We start from the raw sequence: 17,666 nt of genomic DNA on the forward strand, positions 1-17,666 counted from the left end.
TTAAAACCGCTTCGCTCGACTTGCATGTGTTAGGCACGCCGCCAGCGTTCATCCTGAGCCAGGATCAAACTCTCATGTTTAAAGTTGATTCTTATTCAAGATTACTTAGCTTGGCTAATGTTATCTTAAACCGTTTTACTTGGTTTTTGTTCTGAATTTTCTCAAATCCTAAGGTCTAAACCAAACCTTTTGAATTGTTAGAATTTTCAGGGTTTTACATACTGTTTAATCTTCAATTTTCAAGGAACTTCTTTGTCGTCGCTCACAAGCAACTCTGATATTTTATCATAAGTCGTTTTGCTTGTCAACAACTTTTTTATTTTATTTTTCGTTGTTGTTTTGTTGTTCTCAACAGCAACTTTTATATCTTATCATAAGCAACTGTATCTGTCAACAACTTTTTTAACTTTTTTCAAAGTCATTTCCACTGTTTTCGCAGTGGAACTATAATATAGCATTTTACCGTTTAAATGTCAAGGGAATTTGTTCCATTTTTTTCAACAATTTTTAACGGAAGTTTACGCCCAAGCCCAAACCACAATATATGCGCATTTTACAAACACATTCCTATATATAGTGATTTAAAAAACAGAGCCGATCGCAACATAAATTTGATGTTTACGCTTGAATTATTTAAATTGAAGATATTATTGTGTGAATATATTAAATATGCGCTTCCGTAAATATACGGCAGCGCACAAATATACAGCCTTTATTAAAAATTTCCTCTTATAAAACCGCTGAACAGAAAATCCAGGGGATTGTATTGATACAGAAACGAAAGCCAGCTGCTGGCGCGAATCTGCTGTTCAAGAATCAGTCCTATGGGTGCGGCTTCAAAAAATTTCAGCACCATGCCTGCAATCCATAAAATCAAAAGCCCCTGAGCCAATCCCAGAAAGGCTCCCGCCAGCTGATTTAAACCGCATATAATGGGAAGTCTCGCAATCAAATCCAGCCAGTAAATCAAAAAACGGATCAGGACATAACTTAAAATAAAAATAAGCACACTGCAGACAACATGGATTGCCATATCAGCCAGACATGCTGTAATATATTCTGTAAACTGCTCCACTCCCAAAATATTGTAAAACTCGCTGTTATTATTTTCTATCAGCATATCCTTTATAAACTGGGGCAATTTCAATCCTTCAATGACGGTTCTCTGAGAGGCCGGCGCTTGTATGTCGCCCTCTCCCGATTCATCCCAGCCGGATGCGGTCAAAATAATCTCAGCTGCCCGGTTGTGTATCTGAGGATTACTCTCGATAAATTCTGTCACGGACGGCGTGACTATCTTTACAAGACAAATGGTAAGTACCAGCGCTCCCACAGAAACGCATTGTCTCAAAAATCCTCTGTGATGGCCATATAAAACCATTCCTATCAAAAATACGGCTGCCGCGATGGGCAGCCAGTGTTCCATTATCATGCCTGTACTTCTTTCGGTCTTTATTATTTAAGTATCCAGGTTCGGATGGCGGCTGCAACTCCGGCCTGCTCATTTGTAAGCGTCACCTCATCTGCAGCAGCCTTGACCTGGTCAGAAGCATTTCCCATGGCAATCCCGATTCCGGCCGCTTTCAGCATGGAAATATCATTTTCACCGTCTCCAAACGCCATTGTTTCTTCTCTGGCAATGCCAAGATGATCTGCCAGCCACAAAAGTGCATTTCCCTTGGTAGCTGCCTCTGCATTTATCTCCAGATTATTATACATAGAGGAGCTGATTGCAAGGCCTCCGACAGAAGACAGCTTCTCCCGCAAAATCTCTTTGTCTGAGAGGTCTGCCAAAAAAACGTTTATCTTTTCAGCACAGCTTTTTGTTTCAGCCATATACTGATAAATATCCGGCACTACATCTCTGGTAGCCCTTACCAGCTCCTGAACAGCCGGACTGATTCCAAATTCTTCCATATGTTCAAAGAAGCTGGATTGTGTAATGCCGCGGCCCTGTACATACGGATCATACATCACATGGTAATGTCGGACTATTTCTAAAATCTGTAATGCCTGTTCATTGGAAAGAACACACTGGCTTAACCGCTTTCCGGTTTTCAGATCTGCCACTGCGCCTCCATTGGTCGTTATTGCATAGCGAACTCCCGGAATAGAGCGCAGCTCCTTTGGAATCCCATCTGCAGGACGACCAGTAGTCGGCACAACCTGTATGCCCCGGCGGGCACATTCCGCCAGGGCCTCTATGTTATTCTCCGGCAGACGCTTCTGGTCATCTAAAAGCGTACCATCCAGATCCAGGGCAATCAGACGAATCTGTTTTTTCATATAAAATGCTCCTCTTTCAAAATAAGAAGTCCTGCTTTGTCATATTTAGAAGAGAACAGCCCCGTCATTTTTTTGAACAGGGACGGATTTTCTGCTTTGTCTGCCGCCTCTTCAATCAGAGCTTCTGCAGCAGCCTTTGTCAGCTTTTCTCCATCTTCTTCCATAATTTCGATTCGTTCATAAAGAGCCAGCATGCTCTTGCCTGAAATACTGCAGTCAATACTGCCGGCATATTCACAGGCATATTTTGCAAACTCATCAATATCCATTTCCTGCTCAGGTTCTTCCAAAACAGGCTCTTTCTCAGTCTGTACCGGAGGTTCGGGAACCAGAGGAATTACCTGTCTGCGTTTCGCCGCAGCCGGCTTAGCTGCCTGTACAGCCTCTCTTGTTTCTCCAGCTTTTTCGGATGGTGCTGCCGGCCTCTTCTCTTCTTCCGTTTCAGAAGGATGAAAAGCTGCCTGATACGCAGGACGGGACGGAAGAACATTTCCCTTCGTCTCTATCGCTTCCTGCTCAACCATCTTTTTCATGCGGACAGGTGCCGCAGATGCAGGAGCTTCATGAAGCCTCACCGCACGAACCGGACGGTTATCCGGCTCTGCTTCTTTCTCCTGCTCCTTCACAGAGGTCCCAATGCACTCAAACCTCTTAGCCAGTCCCGGATAGGTTTTGTGGAGCTCCTCCAAACGCTCTGCGGTATCGATCAGCACCACACTCATACCGGTTTCATCTCTTGCCATAAGCTGATTGAGCTCCTGAAGAATCGACTCATTCATATCTCCGGCCTGTTCGATAATCAGGTCTTTTCCCGTAAGCTTATCTGACAGAGTAAAAATTCCTCTGTTATTTAAACGGGCTCCTGTAATCTTTGCAGCCTGATTTTTAGCGCCTGTTTCCTGATGAATCCGTTTTAATGTCTTTACCGCCAGCTCAAAACCCTTTTCCGGTTCATCTGCCTCAATCATCAGATGATTTGATCCGCTATACATCGGTCCTTTTTTCAAATGACGTATATCCGCCAGCACCTGTGTCTGGGCCGCCTGAGTTTCCTCGCTGTATCCATGCTCCTCTGCCAGCCGGGACATTTCCTTCGCAAGATCCTCCTGAGCTTCGGCCTCGTGAAGCTGTGCACGGAGGGTTTCGTCTTCTTTTGATGAGCCGGAAACAACTTCCGGCTCAGAAGACACCTCCGGCTCACTGTCCGCTTCTGATTCTTCTTCCTCACAGGACAGCTCCTGTTCCTCTTCAGGCTCCTGTACAGCATTGGAAAAGGCTTCTTCTTCCCCTGTTTCTTCGTCGTCAAACACCGTCTCTGGCTGCTCCTCTAAAACTTTCTCTTCCGGTTCAGGCTCTTTTGTATAGGCTGCTTCCTGCTGATACACATAAGCATCCTCTGCTTCCTGCTCTGCCTGTGCATCTTCCTCATCAATCGGAAGAACCATAGGCTTTTTCTTATTATATTCTGTTTCTACAGCCTTCAATCGGGCCTCATATTTATCCTTATTTTCCACCAGATCCATCTGATAGTCTGTAAGGGGAGCATACTGAACCTTTAAGTCAATCGCCTTGTCTACATATTTTCCCGTCCCAAACATAAGCATAATCTTGTCACAGGTCATCACACAAAGCTGCTCCATATGGGCCGCATTATAAAGCTCTGCCAGCTCATAAAGCCATTTCTCATCCAGTTCTACATTGCAGTACTGCTCCAGAGTATGGATCAGCTGCTCTACCGGCGCTCCCTTAGCTCCCAAAATCAAATAGCGCAGAATGTACTGTCTGGGGTCTTCCGGAGCCAGCTCACAAAATTCCCGGTAATAATCCTCTGCCTCATCCGGACTTCCTTCTTTAATTGCCAGCTCGGCCAGCTTGTACAGAAGGCGCTTTCCCATAGGGGCCCGTTCAAAAGCCAGAAGAAGAATATCCTTTGCTTCCTGATATTCTCCATTTTTTTCATAAACCCCGGAAACCATAGACAGGATATTGATATTGCGGACTCTTCTCCAGTCAATGGTATCCGCGATCTTCATCGCTGTCTCAAAATCTTCTGAGGCAATTTTCTTCTTAATCTGATCAATCCTTAAATTAAACTCATATTTATCCATCTTATGCATCTCCCTGCCGTAAGCGGCATTTTAAAGCTCGGTCCTTCCTTCCAGCGCCCGAAGCAGCGTTACCTCGTCGATGTATTCCAGATCTCCGCCTACGGGCACACCGCTGGCGATCCGTGTAACTCTGATTCCGGTCGGCTTGATCAGCTTGCTGATATACATTGCTGTCGTTTCGCCTTCCAGACTGGAATTGGTTGCAATAATAACTTCCTCCACATCTGACTGAAGGCGCTGCATTAACTCCTTCAACTTAATATCATTAGGGCCAATCCCCAGCATGGGAGAAATCGCTCCATGGAGCACATGATAGACTCCGTTATATTTGCCGGTTTTCTCATAAGCTGCCAGGTCGCGGGTGTTTTCTACTACCATAATCGTACTGTGGTCGCGTTTTGTACTGCTGCAGATTGGACAAAGCTCCTTGTCTGTGAGCGTAAAGCACTCTTTGCAGTAGCGGACATTATTTCTGGCGCCGGTCATGGCTCCTGCCAGCTGTTCTACCTGCTCCTTAGGCATATTTATGATATGAAACGCAAGTCTTTGGGCAGATTTTGCGCCTACTCCGGGGAGCTTGGACAATTCTTCGATCAGTCTGCTGATCTGACTGCTGTAATAATCCATTAGAAAGGAAAGCCTCCGCCTAAAGCACCGCCCAGTCCTCCGGTCAGTCTGGACATGGCCTCTGCACTGTCGGCCTCCATCTGGCGGAAGGCTTCATTGGTAGCTGCCACAATCAGATCCTGAAGCATCTCAATATCATCCGGATCCACTACCTCTTCTGCCAGCTTAACAGAAACTACTTCCTTTTTGCCGGAAACCGTTACTGTTACCGCTCCGCCGCCTGCTGCTGCTGTATATTCCTTTTCCTCTAATGCCTTTGTTGTCTCTTCCATCTGGCGCTGCATACGCTGTGCCTGCTTCATAAGATTATTCATATTTCCCGGCATACCGCCCGGGAATCCGCCACGTTTTGCCATGGTGATGTTCCTCCTCTTTCTGTCTGGCCTTTACAGGCCTGTTTTATATGAAAATATATCAGTCTTCGTAAGTAATATCCATATGGATCTTTTCTTCCAGATCCTCTTTTGTAACGTAAATAGTATCCAGACGTTCACCCCGGCCTGCCAGTCTTGTTTTAAAATAAATGGATTTGCCGTAGGCAGCCTCTACTTTCCGCTCCAATTCTCCAATCACCGTAGGGCGCTTGCCCATATCATAGCTCATAGGGTCTAAAAATACAATGGTAAGACAGCCTTCCCCTCCGGGTTCTACTACGGTATCCCGCAGATAGGATCTGGCTCCACCGCCGATGTTGCGGACAATTTTGGCCCATTCATTGCGTATGAGATTTAAATCCTCCAGCTGCGCTTTGGGAAGGGAAATGATTTCTGCCGCTGAACCCATTGAAATTCCGGCAGACGTCTGTCCCGAATCACCGGAAGGGGGCTGCTGCAAACTGCCTGCAGGATCGGAGCCGGCTGACGGCTGCCCCGGAAGGCCACAAGTTCCGAAGGCAGCCATACTGCCTGCCGCTCCATAAGTCCCCTGGCCTACACTGATTCCTCTGGCCTCTATATCCTCTAACTGTTCCTCCAGCTGATGAATCCTCTGTAAAACAGAATCCAGATCCGGCTCCATAGCCGGGTGTGTCAGACGGATCAAAGCCACTTCCAGCAAAACACGTTTCTGGCTGGCATAGCGCAGCTGGCTGGACAAATCTGAAAATACCCGTATATAGCGCATAAGGGTATTTCCGTCTGTCTTAACAGCATCTGCCTTCAGCTGCTTTAGATTCTCTTCCGACAGATCCACTAACCCCTCCGGATCATCTGCACTCTGAACCAGAAGAAGATTTCGCAGATACCAGATGAAATCTGTAACAAACTGTCCCAGCTCCCGGCCCTGAATTACAATTTCTTCCAGTTCTGTGATACAGTCGCGGGTTCTCCCATCTGCAACCGCATTGAACATACGGCTGAATACGCTGGAATCCACTGCACCCAGAACCTCAAGGGCATTTTCATAAGTCAAAAGTTTGCCGTAATGGAAGGCAACACACTGATCAAGCAGGCTTAAGCCGTCTCGCAAAGAGCCATCAGCGGCCTTTGCAATATACATTAGCGCCTTATCTTCTGCCTGGATCTGCTCTGCCTGAGTCAGCTCTCTTAACCGGTCTGCAATGGTTTCCAGAGAAATGCGCTTAAAATCATATCTCTGGCATCGGGATAAAATCGTAATAGGAATCTTATGAACCTCTGTAGTCGCCAGAATAAAAATCACATAAGCCGGCGGCTCCTCCAATGTTTTTAACAAAGCATTGAAGGCTCCAATGGAAAGCATGTGAACCTCATCAATGATGTAAACTCTGTATTTTCCCTCTGTCGGCGGATACTGTACCTGTTCCCTGATATCCCGGATATTTTCCACGCCATTGTTAGAAGCCGCATCAATCTCCACCACATTCATAGAGCTTCCCTCTAAAATGGCGCGGCAGGAGGCACACTGGTTGCATGGACTTCCATCGATCGGATGCTCACAGTTTACTGCTCTGGCATAGATTTTTGCAATACTGGTTTTTCCCGTACCTCTGGTTCCGCAGAACAGATAGGCATGACCGATCCGATCTGAAGTAATCTGATTTTTTAGTGTCTGTACTACCGGATCCTGGCCCTTAACATCCTCAAAGGACACCGGCCGCCATTTCCGATATAAAGCCATATATGACATAGGGCCTGCTCCTTATTCGTCTCCGAAACTGATCCCGACCATTTTTGCCTCCTTTATCATGGAGCATCCAGGATCCACGGTCTTTAATTTACCTGCCACCTCAGAGAGAGGCACCTTGGTAATCTCATTATTTTTTAAAGCCACCATATAGCCATATTCCTCATCTGCAATCAGTCTGGCTGCAGCCGCACCCAGTCTGGTAGCAAGCACACGGTCGTAAGGACAGGGTTCTCCTCCTCGCTGCATATGTCCTGGAACAGTGACGCGGACCTCGCTTCCTGTCACCTCCTGGATTCTTGCTCCAATCTCATAGGCAACCGACGGATAAACCACTCCGTTCTTTTTCTTTTCCTTTAATTCCTTTTTCGTCATGCCGGCATCTTCTTTTGAAATAGCCCCCTCTGCCACTGCCAGAATAGAAAAACGCTTGCCTGCTTTGGAACGCTTTGTGATCGCATCGCAGACTACGTTGATATCATATGGGATTTCAGGAAGAAGGATAATGTCGGCTCCGCCAGAAATGCCTGCATAAAGGGTAAGCCAGCCTACCTTATGCCCCATAACCTCTACAATAAATACACGGCCATGGGAAGCGGCTGTGGTATGGATACAGTCAATGGCATTGGTCGCAATCTCCACTGCACTGTGAAATCCGAAGGTCATATCCGTCCCCCAGAGATCATTATCAATGGTTTTGGGCAGGGAAACCACGTTAAGGCCCTCCTCGCTGAGGAGATTGGCTGTTTTCTGGCTTCCGTTTCCGCCGAGAACGACCAGACAGCTGAGTTTCAGCTTTCTATAGGTATGCTTCATAGATTCTACCTTATCCAGACCATTCTCATCCGGCACACGCATCTGCTTAAAAGGCTGACGGGAAGTTCCCAGGATCGTTCCGCCCTGAGTGAGAATACCGGAAAAATCGGATGGCTTCATAATATGGTAATCTGCATACATCAGCCCCTTATAACCGTCCTCAAAACCAATGATCTCTACATCATCCAGCATATTATATAAGGATTTTGCCACACCGCGCATAGTAGCGTTTAATGCCTGGCAGTCGCCACCGCTGGTTAAGATTCCTATTCTTCTCATATTGCGTTCCTCCATTTCAGAGTGTCAGACTCTGCATACCGGCCGTGTGGGCACTGATACGCAGGAATGGTTATATTATACCCATTTTGTAATTATAGCGCAAAGGGAATATTGGGGCAAGTGTAAAATAAAAACGAAAAAGGCCTGAGAATACACCGCCAGATCCGCGCTGCTTTTTCTCAGGTCTCATATATTCATTATAAAATCCACGCACCTTGCTTTGTGCAGGCATCACGGACGTTACTCATGCAGTTAGCTCGATCCAGGCTGCCTTACGGCACACGAGAGCTTCTGCTTAGTGCTGCTACATTCCTGTCCTGACACGGTTCACAGATTCCCGTTGCGTAAGACCCAAACGTCAACGCCACTTACATAAGGCAGCTCCGCAATGTTCTGCCCGAGGCAAGGTATCACCCCTGCTGGAGCGGATTGCAGGTTCAGGGCACCGCTATCTCCCCGGCTGCGTGGAAAGCTTATGACTGGGTTATAAATGAATTGCCTATTTAGTATAGCGTTGGGGGGCGGGTTTGTCAAGGAGATTTAAGCCTCATCCCACAAACCCGGCCGCCCGGATCACCCGAAACACCTGCTCCACCGTATCCGCCATATTGGATGCGGCCGTTTCCAGATCCATGGCCTCCTCTAAGGACACAACGGAGCGGAGAATGGGGAAAAAGGCATCAATTCCAGCACTGTTGCAGGCAGCTGCATCTCTGGTTACAGCACCCGCAAAAGCCAAAACCGGCTTTCCAAAGGTTTTGGCAAGACGGGCAACACCCTCCGGCGCTTTTCCCATAGCAGTCTGAGCGTCCATGCGCCCCTCTCCTGTAATTACAATATCCGCATCCTTAATATAATCTGCCAGCCGGGTTTCCTCTAATACCAGCTTAATCCCGGATTCCAGCACTGCATTTGTAAACGAAAGGAATGCAAATCCCAGACCACCTGCCGCTCCCGTTCCCGGCTGATTGGGATCTGCTTTCGGGAAGGACTGACGGGCCAGAAGGGCATACCGCTCCAGCCACCGGTCCATCTGGCGGATCATCTCCGGATCAGCCCCCTTCTGAGGGCCGTAAACTGCACTGCAGCCAAGATCACCGCAAAGCTTATTGGTTACATCGCAGGCAATATAGAACTGGCAGTCTGCAAGTTCCGGAAGCACATTTTCTCCGGAAACGGTTTTTAAAAGCTCCAGTCCCCGCGCGCCATAGGGTACCTGTTTTCCTTCTTCATCCAGAAAATCATAACCCAGCGCCTGAAGCATTCCCACACCGCCGTCATTGGTTGCACTTCCGCCGATTCCCATGATAAAACGCCGGCAGCCTTTGTCCATGGCATCCCGTATCATTTCACCAACTCCATAGGTTGTAGTATAAAGAGGATTTCTCTTTTCCGGAGGCACTAATGTAATGCCCGCAGCCTGGGACATCTCCATAATAGCCGTCTGTGTGCTTTCAATCATGCCATAACGTGCTGTAACGGGTTCTCCCAAAGGGCCGGTTACGGAAATTTCGTGAATCACCCCATTCATTCCTGCTGCCAGGGCATCTACAGTCCCCTCTCCTCCATCCGCAAGAGGACGCACCTCTACCTGAGCGTCAGGATAAACACGATGAATTCCTGTCCGGATCGCATTTCCCGCCTCCATAGATGAAAGACTTCCTTTAAATGAATCAATTGCAATTGTTACCTTCATATGAACTTCCTCCTTTACGGACCTGAATTTTCTGTTTTAATCTCTGTTTTCTCTTCTATTGTAGCTGTAAAACAGGGAAATAGATATGTTATATATACTGATTTTATGTTATAATTTGCTTTATAATATATTATCAGTAACAATATGGCAGAAATTACAGAAACATTCAAAGAAAGGAACGGCCATGGCACAAACAAACTGCGAATCCTGCATGAATTATGAATACGACGAAGATTACGACTGCTATATCTGTACAAAGGATTTGGATGAGGATGAAATGGTCCGGTTTATCCGGGGAGAATTCAAAGACTGTCCTTACTATCGATTTGGAGACGAGTACCAGATTGTAAAAAAGCAGATCTGACAGGAGGATATGGATGATCACAAAAGTAAGCCGCCGTCTGGCACAGCAGATTGTGGATACGGTAAAGGATGTATGCGGCAGAGATATCAACTTCATCGCCCCTTCAGGCACTATTTTCGCCAGTACAGACAAACAGCGGATCGGAGAATTTCATGAGATCGGGCAGCGAGCCGCCAAAATAAAAACTACAATCGAGGTACAAAGTGACGGCAGCTTTCAGGGAACGCAAAAGGGCGTAAATATTCCCATTTTTCATCAGGGAATCCTTCTTGCAGTCATCGGGATCAGCGGGCCGCCGGAGGAGGTACGCAAATTCGGCTATCTTGCCCTGCGGATTACAGATCTCTTAATCCGTGAGCAGGAACTGGCTGCCGCTACCCGTTCCAGACAGGAGAAAATTCAGTATCTGGTTCATTCTCTGATCCACTGCGAAGAAACAGATCCCAGTTTTTTAGAAAACTGTCTGGAAGAATTTCAGCTTTCAGCTGACAGCCGCTTTCTGGTGTGCTGCATCCGGCTGAACGAACGGTATCATCCGGCTAATATCTCCATGTTTGAACGGGATTTAAGACAGCTTCTTCAATCCGTTGGAATTGCATTCAGCTGTTTTGAATACCCCAGAGAATATATTGCCCTTATTCCTGAAGATGAGCAGCAAAAATGCAAAAAACGATTAATGCATTTTGCTTCCATTCAAAAAGACATTCTTTCAGCAGGTCTGGGAACTGCCTGTAATCTGCCGCATCTATACCACTCCTACCGGGAAGCATTGACCTCTCTGGGAGCAGCACAATTTTCAGAAATTCCCTTCTGCTGTTTTGAAGAGCTGGATATAGAAATCCTGTTAAACAGCATAAATCCGGACTGTCAGAAAGATTACCTGCAAAAGACTGTTTCCGGACTGAACGAGGATGATTTTCGTCTCCTCCAGGTGTATTATGATGAGAATATGTCACTGACAAATACCGGATCACGTCTGTTTCTCCACAAAAACACGCTTCAGTATAAGCTGAAACGCATTGCGAAAATAACCGGATACGATCCCCGGATCTTCCGGGACGCAGTTTCCCTGTATCTGGGTCTGAAAATATGGCAGAAAAACAGTGCCTCCCGGTAAACAAATCCTTATCCGCGCCTCAGCTCCTTAAAAAAATCCGTCATCAGACAGGAACATTCTTCCCCAAGAATACCTGTTTCTACTTTTACCTGATGATTAAATCCCGGCTCTTTAAGAATATTTAATACCGAACCGGCACAGCCCGCCTTCGCATTCATGGAACCAATGACAACACGGGGGATTCTGGCCTGTACAATGGCTCCGGCACACATGGGACAGGGCTCCAGCGTGACATACAGCGTACAATCCTCCAGCCGCCAGTCTCCCTCTTTTTTGCAGGCTCTTTTTATGGCTGTAATTTCTGCATGGGAAAGAACCGTTTTATCTGCATTCCGACGGTTGTAGCCTCTGGAAATGATACGGCCCTCTTTTACAATCACGCAGCCGATTGGGACGTCTCCAATCGCAGCCGCTTTTTTTGCCTGACGGACCGCTTCCTTCATAAAGGCTTCATCTGCCCGGCGGGCCGCTCTTGCAGCCTCCTCTGCCACAAGGGCAGCCAGACGTTTTTTCTCATTTCTCTGCTCCCAGCGGCGTCTGCGGGTTTCAAGTCCCTTTGCATTTGCCAGAGCTATTTCCTGTTCGGTCATAAGACAGACCTCCTTATATATGTTGAGGCCAAAAGACTTCTGCCCCTGATATCCTAATTATAAATGAAATCATAAATTTTGCAAAGGAGGATAAAAAACTATGAAATTATGCGGGCTTCAGAAAACAACGCTTCTGGACTTTCCGGGAAAGGTAGCTGCCACGATCTTTACCGGCGGATGCAGCTTTGCCTGCCCTTTCTGCCACAACAGCGAGCTGCTTGGACGCGATATTGAGGCACTTTGCTCTCAGGAAGAAGTAATGACATTTTTAGAGAAACGAAAGAACATATTGGAGGGTGTCTGCATCACCGGAGGAGAACCAACTCTGCAGCCAGATCTGGAGGATTTTATACGGTTTGTCCGCAGTCTTGGGCTGGCAGTAAAGCTGGATACAAACGGATACCAGCCGAATGTGCTCATTAATCTTTGCGAAAAAGGGCTTTTAGACTATGTAGCTATGGATATCAAAGCAGGAAAAAGCCATTATGCGCATGTAAGCGGGCGCACCGGGCTGAATCTGGAACGAATCGACCAAAGTATCCGTTTTCTTTTAAATGGTTCTGTCCCCTTTGAATTTCGTACGACCGTTGTAAAAGGCCTCCATGATAAAAGTGATTTTGAGGAAATCGGGCCATGGATCCAGGGGTGCGGACAATACTTTCTGCAGTCTTATCAGGAGTCCGGCCAGGTACTGTCCCCCGATTCCTGCAAAAGCTTTTCCCGGGAAGAAATGGAGGAATTTGCCCGGATTGTATCCCCCTATGCCGGAATCGTCAGGCTCCGTGGAATCGACTGATCCTTGCATGGCCTGTCAGTCCGTATTTTCCATACTGACATCTGCATACCAGTAACCGAACCGGCCGTTTTGAACCGGCTGTTTTTTGGCAAGAACAAAATGCGGAAACCCGAACATGGAAGCCATATATTTTTCGCTGCTGTAATAATGGCCCGGAACCCCCAGAATATAGCGTACCCGTTTGCGCGCCTCATCGCCTACACGGGCAAATACCAGATACCGGTAATTATAATAGCCATGAAGCAGAAAGCTGTTGTTTCCATACGTCCAGTTTTCCCTCGGTAAAAGGCCGATATCCTGAGGACGGATGGTAAGAATCTCGATGGTACCCGGACTGTCAAAAGCCTGTATCTTGGGATAGCGCTTTCGGAAGGCTTCCCACAAAAGCTCCGGACTGCCGGCGCTTTCTTCCTGCTCCAGACGCGCCAGCTTTTCGGGATTTTCTAAAGGAAATTCCTCCTCCTGAGGCAAAGAAACGCGAGCCGGATGGGAGGCTAATGGCTCTGATGGCTCCTGCGCTGCCTCCTCTCTGGCCTGTTCTTTTTCTTCCACAGGCTTCTCATGTCCGGCCGGCAGTATTCCCAATATATTTCCTACTTTATTTAGGTTCTGCAAAAGCATTTGGGTACCGCTTCCCATTCTCTGATTATCTTCCGGATGATCCTGACCGCCTGCTTCCACATCTTCTTCGCTATGCGGGGCCTCTGATCCTTCCTTTTCATCTTTTAAAGCCATCTCTGCCTTTTCAATCTGTATTTCATCTTCCTCCGGCTCTTTCGTCTCCTCCCTGGCCGCTTCCCGTTCCTTTTCTTCTAAAACTAATTTCGCTCTCTCCGCCTCCAGACGTTCCTCCTCTGCCTGAATTTCCTGATTCAGTTCCGTCAGCTTTCTATGGATCTGCTCGCTCTCATCCCCTACATTCTGAGACGTTACCTCTGCCAGATCTACCTCTGCGGCCTGAGTAACTGCATCCTCCCAAATCGTCTTATACACCCGCCAGTCTTCTTCCTTTTCATGGACGGAAAGGCCATAGCAGATTTCCATAGCACAGCCAGATCCTCCAATATTTTCCATCGGAATCACAGCTCTGAACTCGCCCGCTCCATTGTGAATAAAAATATTACCCAGAAAAATCTCTTTATCAGGCGCCAGCAGATACACCCCCAGATCGCTTCCTCCTGAATAAACCTTTTTTACATTTACATTCAACCTGCACTGGCCGCTTCTGGTTTCCAGCTTGGCAAATCCTATATTTTTCCCCTTTGCGCTTCCTTCATATGCGTAAATATAAGAAATCAATCTTCTATAATTCACCATTTTCCTACTCCTTGCACCATTTCCAAATCGCTCCACCCCAGACCTGTCTGCCTGTCCCCAGATGGCAGCCCGGTTTCCGCTGTTACCATTATTTATATGTTTTTCCCCTTGAAAGTATGTCGAGAAAATGCTATTCTATATGGAGAAAATTGCAAAAATAATTTTCATTTTACGGAAAGGGTGGATATTATTATGAGAATCTGCAAAGCAAAAAATTATGATGAAATGAGCCGCCAAGCTGCCAATGTCATTTCCGCACAGGTAATCATGAAGCCTAATTGCGTGCTGGGACTGGCTACCGGTTCTTCACCGATCGGTACCTACAAGCAGCTGATCGAATGGTACAACAAGGGCGATCTGGATTTCTCCAATGTAAAGACAGTAAACCTGGACGAGTACAAGGGACTTACAAAGGATAACGATCAGAGTTACTATTATTTTATGTATAATAATCTCTTTAAACATATCAATATTGACTTAAATAACACAAATATTCCTGATGGAACAGAGCCGGACAGCGCCATTGAGTGTGCCCGCTACAACCGTGTGATCGATGATATCGGCGGCATTGATCTGCAGCTTTTAGGAATCGGACACAACGGCCACATCGGTTTCAATGAGCCTGATTCTGAATTTGCAAAAATGACTCACTGCGTTGATTTAACAGAGAGCACCATTGAGGCAAACAAGCGCTTCTTCGCTTCTATCGACGATGTTCCCAGACAGGCTTATACCATGGGTATCAAGACCATCATGCAGGCAAAGACAATCCTTCTGATTGCCAGCGGTGCAGATAAGGCCCGCATCCTCCGCGAAGCTCTCTGTGGCCCTGTAACCCCTCAGGTTCCCGCTTCTATCTTACAGCTTCACAATAATGTAATCGTAGTGGCTGACGAAGCGGCTATGGCTGAGTTTTAATCATTAAAAAGCACTAAAAAACTGACAGAAAACGGTTCATCTAAAGCCGCTTCCTGTCAGTTTTATTTTATCTGTTTTATTTGAAGCTTATTTACTCCACATCCTCAAACGCCGTCAAATATTCAAGCGCGGACGCGCCTTCCATATCCTGTCCATTGATCTGGACTGTAAGTGTGGAAAGCTCAAAATTCTCTATAAATGTATTTCCAATTTCTACCAAAAATTGAGTTTCTGTAACACCTTCGTTATTTTTCGCCTGATTTAAGTTCAGAACGCCTTTTGCATTTTCCTCTTCGCCGGTTTTATCAAAGGAAATAACCTCTGTTCCCTCGGTGAAAACGCCGTATCCGATCATCCTGTCTACCAGTGCCTGAGCATTGAGGTCGTCGTCGTCAAGAGAATCCATCTCCTGAACCAGGCTGTCTCCGTCGCCTTTGTGGTAAATAGAAATAACAGCTACAGGTTCTACATTTGGATCGGGAACCTTGTCTGAAGCCCCGCCGGTAGTAGGAACAACTGCCGGTTCCGAATTTTCCGCTGAAACTGTGGTTGTCTCTTCCTTCTGCTTCTCGGTAGTAGGCGTGCAGGCTGCCAGAGAAACTGCCATAACTGCCGCCATCATACCCAATAACCATTTTTTCATTTAAAAACTGCCTCCTTTAATTCTTCTCAAAGCTACGGAACCAGGAGGTCAGCTTTGTCAGCGCTTTTACAAGAGCGTTCATCTCTTCCTCTGTGAGAACGTCCATCACTCCCTGTATCATCTGTTCATGAAAATACTTATGGTACTCGTATGCCTTGATTCCTTTTTCAGAAAGTGAAATATGAACCACCCGCCTGTCCTCTGTGCTGCGGCTCCGCACCACATAGCCTTTTTTTACAAGGCTGTTCATAGAGATGGTCAGTGTTCCTACCGTCACTGACAGCTCCTTTGCGATGGATGACATATTTTTCTTCGTTCCAACGCCGATCGCATGGATGACATGCATATCATTACTGGTCAGATCCTTGTTCTCATAGCTGGTAATGGCCTTCTCTTCGATATCATTGATATCCCGGAACAGATTTACCAATACATCGTTCAGTGTATCGTAAGTCTCCACGTCTCTTCCTTTCACTTTCCTCAGTATCCTTCTCAGATACGCTCTACTGATTGTACAGTATTTTCCTGTGTCATACAAGTCCTAAAATGCTTATAAAATTCTTAAAAAACTGTGTCCTGCTGCTCATTTTCAAGCACCAGACGTTTAAATTCCTCGCCGCGCTCTTCAAAATTCCGGAATATGCCGTAGCTGGCAGCTGCAGGCGACATAACACAGCTGCGGCCAGGCCTTGTAACCTTCTTGGCAAGACAAACTGCGTCCTTCAGATGCTCTGCCAACAGCAGTCTGGACGGATTTTCAAAATCAGGATAATCTGCCGCGATTTCCTCAAAAATCCTCTTTCCTGTGGCCTCCATCAATATAATATGGGGCACCTGCGACTGTGACAGATATTCGATCAGCTCTCGGTAATCAATTCCTCTGTCCATGCCGCCGATTAAGATGGTATCTGTGTCCTTCAGAGTTTTTAACGCCTGAATTGCTGTCTCACAGATTGTAGAAATGGAATCATCATAATATTTAACGCCCTGTATTTCTCCCAGAAATTGTAAGCGATGAGGAAGGGGCTCATACTCCTTAAGGCCTTCCGTAAACGTTTCCTCTGCCATTCCCAGCAGGCTGCACACTGCATAAGCCATACCAATATCAAAATAATTATGCTGGCCCAAAAGGCGGATCTGACCGGTCGGGATCTTATAACGACGGCCCTCATAGCAGATGGATGTAACGCCATCCTTTTCCTCTACATACAAAACAGGGGTTTCTTCCCGTTTTTTTCTGTCTGCCAGATTCCCCTCTGTTTTCCAGAAACGCTCAAGCGGCGGCTCAGGGAAGGAGGACTTTGCAGTAATCAGTCTGGAAACACACTCCCCCGGCTCAGGCAGACACTGAACGTTGCAGATCAGCACATCCTCCGGGGTCTGATTTAAGAAAATGTGCTCCTTGGCCCGTACATATTTTTCCATCGTACCATAGTGATCCAGATGCTCCTCATGGATATTTGATAAAATGGCAATATGGGGTGAAACGGTCATGTATTCCAGCTGATGGCAGGAAAGCTCACACACAATCTTTGTTTCCGGTACGATCTCTTCCATAAGATCGAACACGGGAATTCCGATATTTCCTGCCAGAACCGTATCGTATCCTGCATGTTTGAGCAAATGATACAGCAGCGTGGTAATCGTACTCTTTCCCTTGGTGCCCGTGATACCGGTAATCTGATCGCGGAAGCACCTGAAAAACACCTCTGTCTGGGAAAGGATCTGACAGCTGTAATCCTGCACCGGCTTTTCCAGTACCACTCCGGGACTTTTGAAAACCACATCATAATCATTCAGACAGCTCTGGTAATCCGGCCCGCTGATCCATTTTCCAATCCCTTCCGGCAGCTCCCCGGGCGCCGACTGATCCGCGATATCCACGGACTGAAAGGTTCCCAGACGCCGCAGCACCTCCCATGTGGATTTCCCCTCTCTTCCAAAGCCCAGCAAAAGTATCTTTTTCCCCCGTACCCAGGGATCAATTTTCTCTATCACAGTCCGTC

At 46.8% G+C, this 17,666-nt stretch carries 17 protein-coding genes, 1 rRNA gene and 1 other RNA gene; 4 read left to right on the forward strand and 15 right to left on the reverse strand.

Annotated features, from left to right (window positions below; all coding sequences use genetic code 11):
- From BN3656_RS00375 to BN3656_RS00420, 10 genes are all read right to left on the reverse strand, one after another.
- A 16S ribosomal RNA gene (locus tag BN3656_RS00375) occupies positions 1 to 80 on the reverse strand; the annotation flags it as partial.
- Between the two features lie 635 nt (positions 81 to 715).
- Positions 716 to 1,432, reverse strand: a complete 717-nt coding sequence (locus tag BN3656_RS00380) for a CvpA family protein (protein WP_066542966.1) — start codon at positions 1,430 to 1,432, stop codon at positions 716 to 718.
- 23 nt (positions 1,433 to 1,455) lie between these two features.
- Complete coding sequence (locus BN3656_RS00385; RefSeq protein ID WP_066542967.1) at positions 1,456 to 2,286, reverse strand: Cof-type HAD-IIB family hydrolase; 831 nt, start codon at positions 2,284 to 2,286, stop codon at positions 1,456 to 1,458.
- On the reverse strand, positions 2,283 to 4,394 hold the full coding sequence (locus BN3656_RS00390) for a tetratricopeptide repeat protein (RefSeq protein ID WP_066542969.1): 2,112 nt from the start codon (positions 4,392 to 4,394) through the stop codon (positions 2,283 to 2,285). Before BN3656_RS00390 ends, BN3656_RS00385 begins: the two co-directional genes overlap by 4 nt.
- 30 nt (positions 4,395 to 4,424) lie before the next feature.
- On the reverse strand, positions 4,425 to 5,021 hold the full coding sequence (recR, locus tag BN3656_RS00395; RefSeq protein WP_066542971.1) for a recombination mediator RecR: 597 nt from the start codon (positions 5,019 to 5,021) through the stop codon (positions 4,425 to 4,427).
- Positions 5,021 to 5,377 carry a YbaB/EbfC family nucleoid-associated protein gene (locus BN3656_RS00400; protein WP_066542972.1) on the reverse strand — a complete coding sequence of 119 codons (357 nt, stop codon included), beginning with the start codon at positions 5,375 to 5,377 and terminating at the stop codon, positions 5,021 to 5,023. The genes recR and BN3656_RS00400 overlap by 1 nt, the downstream gene beginning before the upstream one ends.
- A 58-nt stretch (positions 5,378 to 5,435) precedes the next feature.
- Positions 5,436 to 7,127, reverse strand: a complete 1,692-nt coding sequence (gene dnaX / locus BN3656_RS00405) for a DNA polymerase III subunit gamma/tau (RefSeq protein WP_066542973.1) — start codon at positions 7,125 to 7,127, stop codon at positions 5,436 to 5,438.
- 12 nt (positions 7,128 to 7,139) lie between these two features.
- A complete protein-coding gene (locus BN3656_RS00410) occupies positions 7,140 to 8,219 on the reverse strand; it encodes an ATP-dependent 6-phosphofructokinase (RefSeq protein WP_066542978.1) in 1,080 nt (359 codons plus the stop codon).
- A gap of 206 nt (positions 8,220 to 8,425) precedes the next feature.
- Positions 8,426 to 8,687, reverse strand: an RNA gene (gene ffs / locus BN3656_RS00415) — signal recognition particle sRNA large type.
- A 79-nt stretch (positions 8,688 to 8,766) separates the two neighbouring features.
- A complete protein-coding gene (locus BN3656_RS00420) occupies positions 8,767 to 9,915 on the reverse strand; it encodes a glycerate kinase (RefSeq protein WP_066542979.1) in 1,149 nt (382 codons plus the stop codon).
- A gap of 184 nt (positions 9,916 to 10,099) precedes the next feature.
- Here BN3656_RS00420 and BN3656_RS00425 point away from each other — a divergent pair, with 184 nt between their 5' ends.
- Positions 10,100 to 10,279: a DUF6472 family protein gene (locus BN3656_RS00425; protein WP_096807377.1), complete on the forward strand. Its 180-nt coding sequence runs from the start codon at positions 10,100 to 10,102 to the stop codon at positions 10,277 to 10,279.
- A 13-nt stretch (positions 10,280 to 10,292) separates the two neighbouring features.
- Positions 10,293 to 11,396, forward strand: a complete 1,104-nt coding sequence (locus tag BN3656_RS00430; RefSeq protein ID WP_066542980.1) for a sugar diacid recognition domain-containing protein — start codon at positions 10,293 to 10,295, stop codon at positions 11,394 to 11,396.
- An 8-nt stretch (positions 11,397 to 11,404) separates the two neighbouring features.
- On the opposite strand, the gene tadA is transcribed toward BN3656_RS00430, so the two are convergent.
- Positions 11,405 to 11,887, reverse strand: a complete 483-nt coding sequence (tadA, locus tag BN3656_RS00435; protein ID WP_347460575.1) for a tRNA adenosine(34) deaminase TadA — start codon at positions 11,885 to 11,887, stop codon at positions 11,405 to 11,407.
- A gap of 199 nt (positions 11,888 to 12,086) precedes the next feature.
- Between tadA and BN3656_RS00440 the strand changes: the two genes are divergently transcribed.
- Positions 12,087 to 12,782, forward strand: a complete 696-nt coding sequence (locus BN3656_RS00440; RefSeq protein ID WP_066542985.1) for an anaerobic ribonucleoside-triphosphate reductase activating protein — start codon at positions 12,087 to 12,089, stop codon at positions 12,780 to 12,782.
- A 15-nt stretch (positions 12,783 to 12,797) separates the two neighbouring features.
- Here the strand turns inward: BN3656_RS00440 and BN3656_RS00445 are convergent, their stop codons facing one another.
- Positions 12,798 to 14,099, reverse strand: coding sequence for a DUF6128 domain-containing protein (locus BN3656_RS00445; protein WP_081422789.1), 1,302 nt, complete (start codon positions 14,097 to 14,099; stop codon positions 12,798 to 12,800).
- 192 nt (positions 14,100 to 14,291) lie between these two features.
- Between BN3656_RS00445 and nagB the strand changes: the two genes are divergently transcribed.
- Positions 14,292 to 15,017 carry a glucosamine-6-phosphate deaminase gene (gene nagB / locus BN3656_RS00450; protein WP_066542987.1) on the forward strand — a complete coding sequence of 242 codons (726 nt, stop codon included), beginning with the start codon at positions 14,292 to 14,294 and terminating at the stop codon, positions 15,015 to 15,017.
- A 91-nt stretch (positions 15,018 to 15,108) separates the two neighbouring features.
- On the opposite strand, the gene BN3656_RS00455 is transcribed toward nagB, so the two are convergent.
- From BN3656_RS00455 to murD, 3 genes are all read right to left on the reverse strand, one after another.
- Positions 15,109 to 15,660, reverse strand: a complete 552-nt coding sequence (locus BN3656_RS00455; protein ID WP_066542989.1) for a hypothetical protein — start codon at positions 15,658 to 15,660, stop codon at positions 15,109 to 15,111.
- A 16-nt stretch (positions 15,661 to 15,676) separates the two neighbouring features.
- Positions 15,677 to 16,135 (reverse strand): MarR family transcriptional regulator, encoded by a 459-nt coding sequence (locus tag BN3656_RS00460; RefSeq protein ID WP_331467896.1) that lies wholly within the window; start codon positions 16,133 to 16,135, stop codon positions 15,677 to 15,679.
- Positions 16,136 to 16,221: 86 nt separating this feature from the next.
- Positions 16,222 to 17,658: a UDP-N-acetylmuramoyl-L-alanine--D-glutamate ligase gene (gene murD, locus BN3656_RS00465; RefSeq protein WP_066542991.1), complete on the reverse strand. Its 1,437-nt coding sequence runs from the start codon at positions 17,656 to 17,658 to the stop codon at positions 16,222 to 16,224.
- Positions 17,659 to 17,666 lie beyond the last annotated feature (8 nt).

Origin of the sequence: Clostridium sp. AT4, assembly GCF_001517625.2 — a bacterium.
Taxonomy (GTDB): Bacteria; Bacillota; Clostridia; order Lachnospirales; family Lachnospiraceae; genus Enterocloster.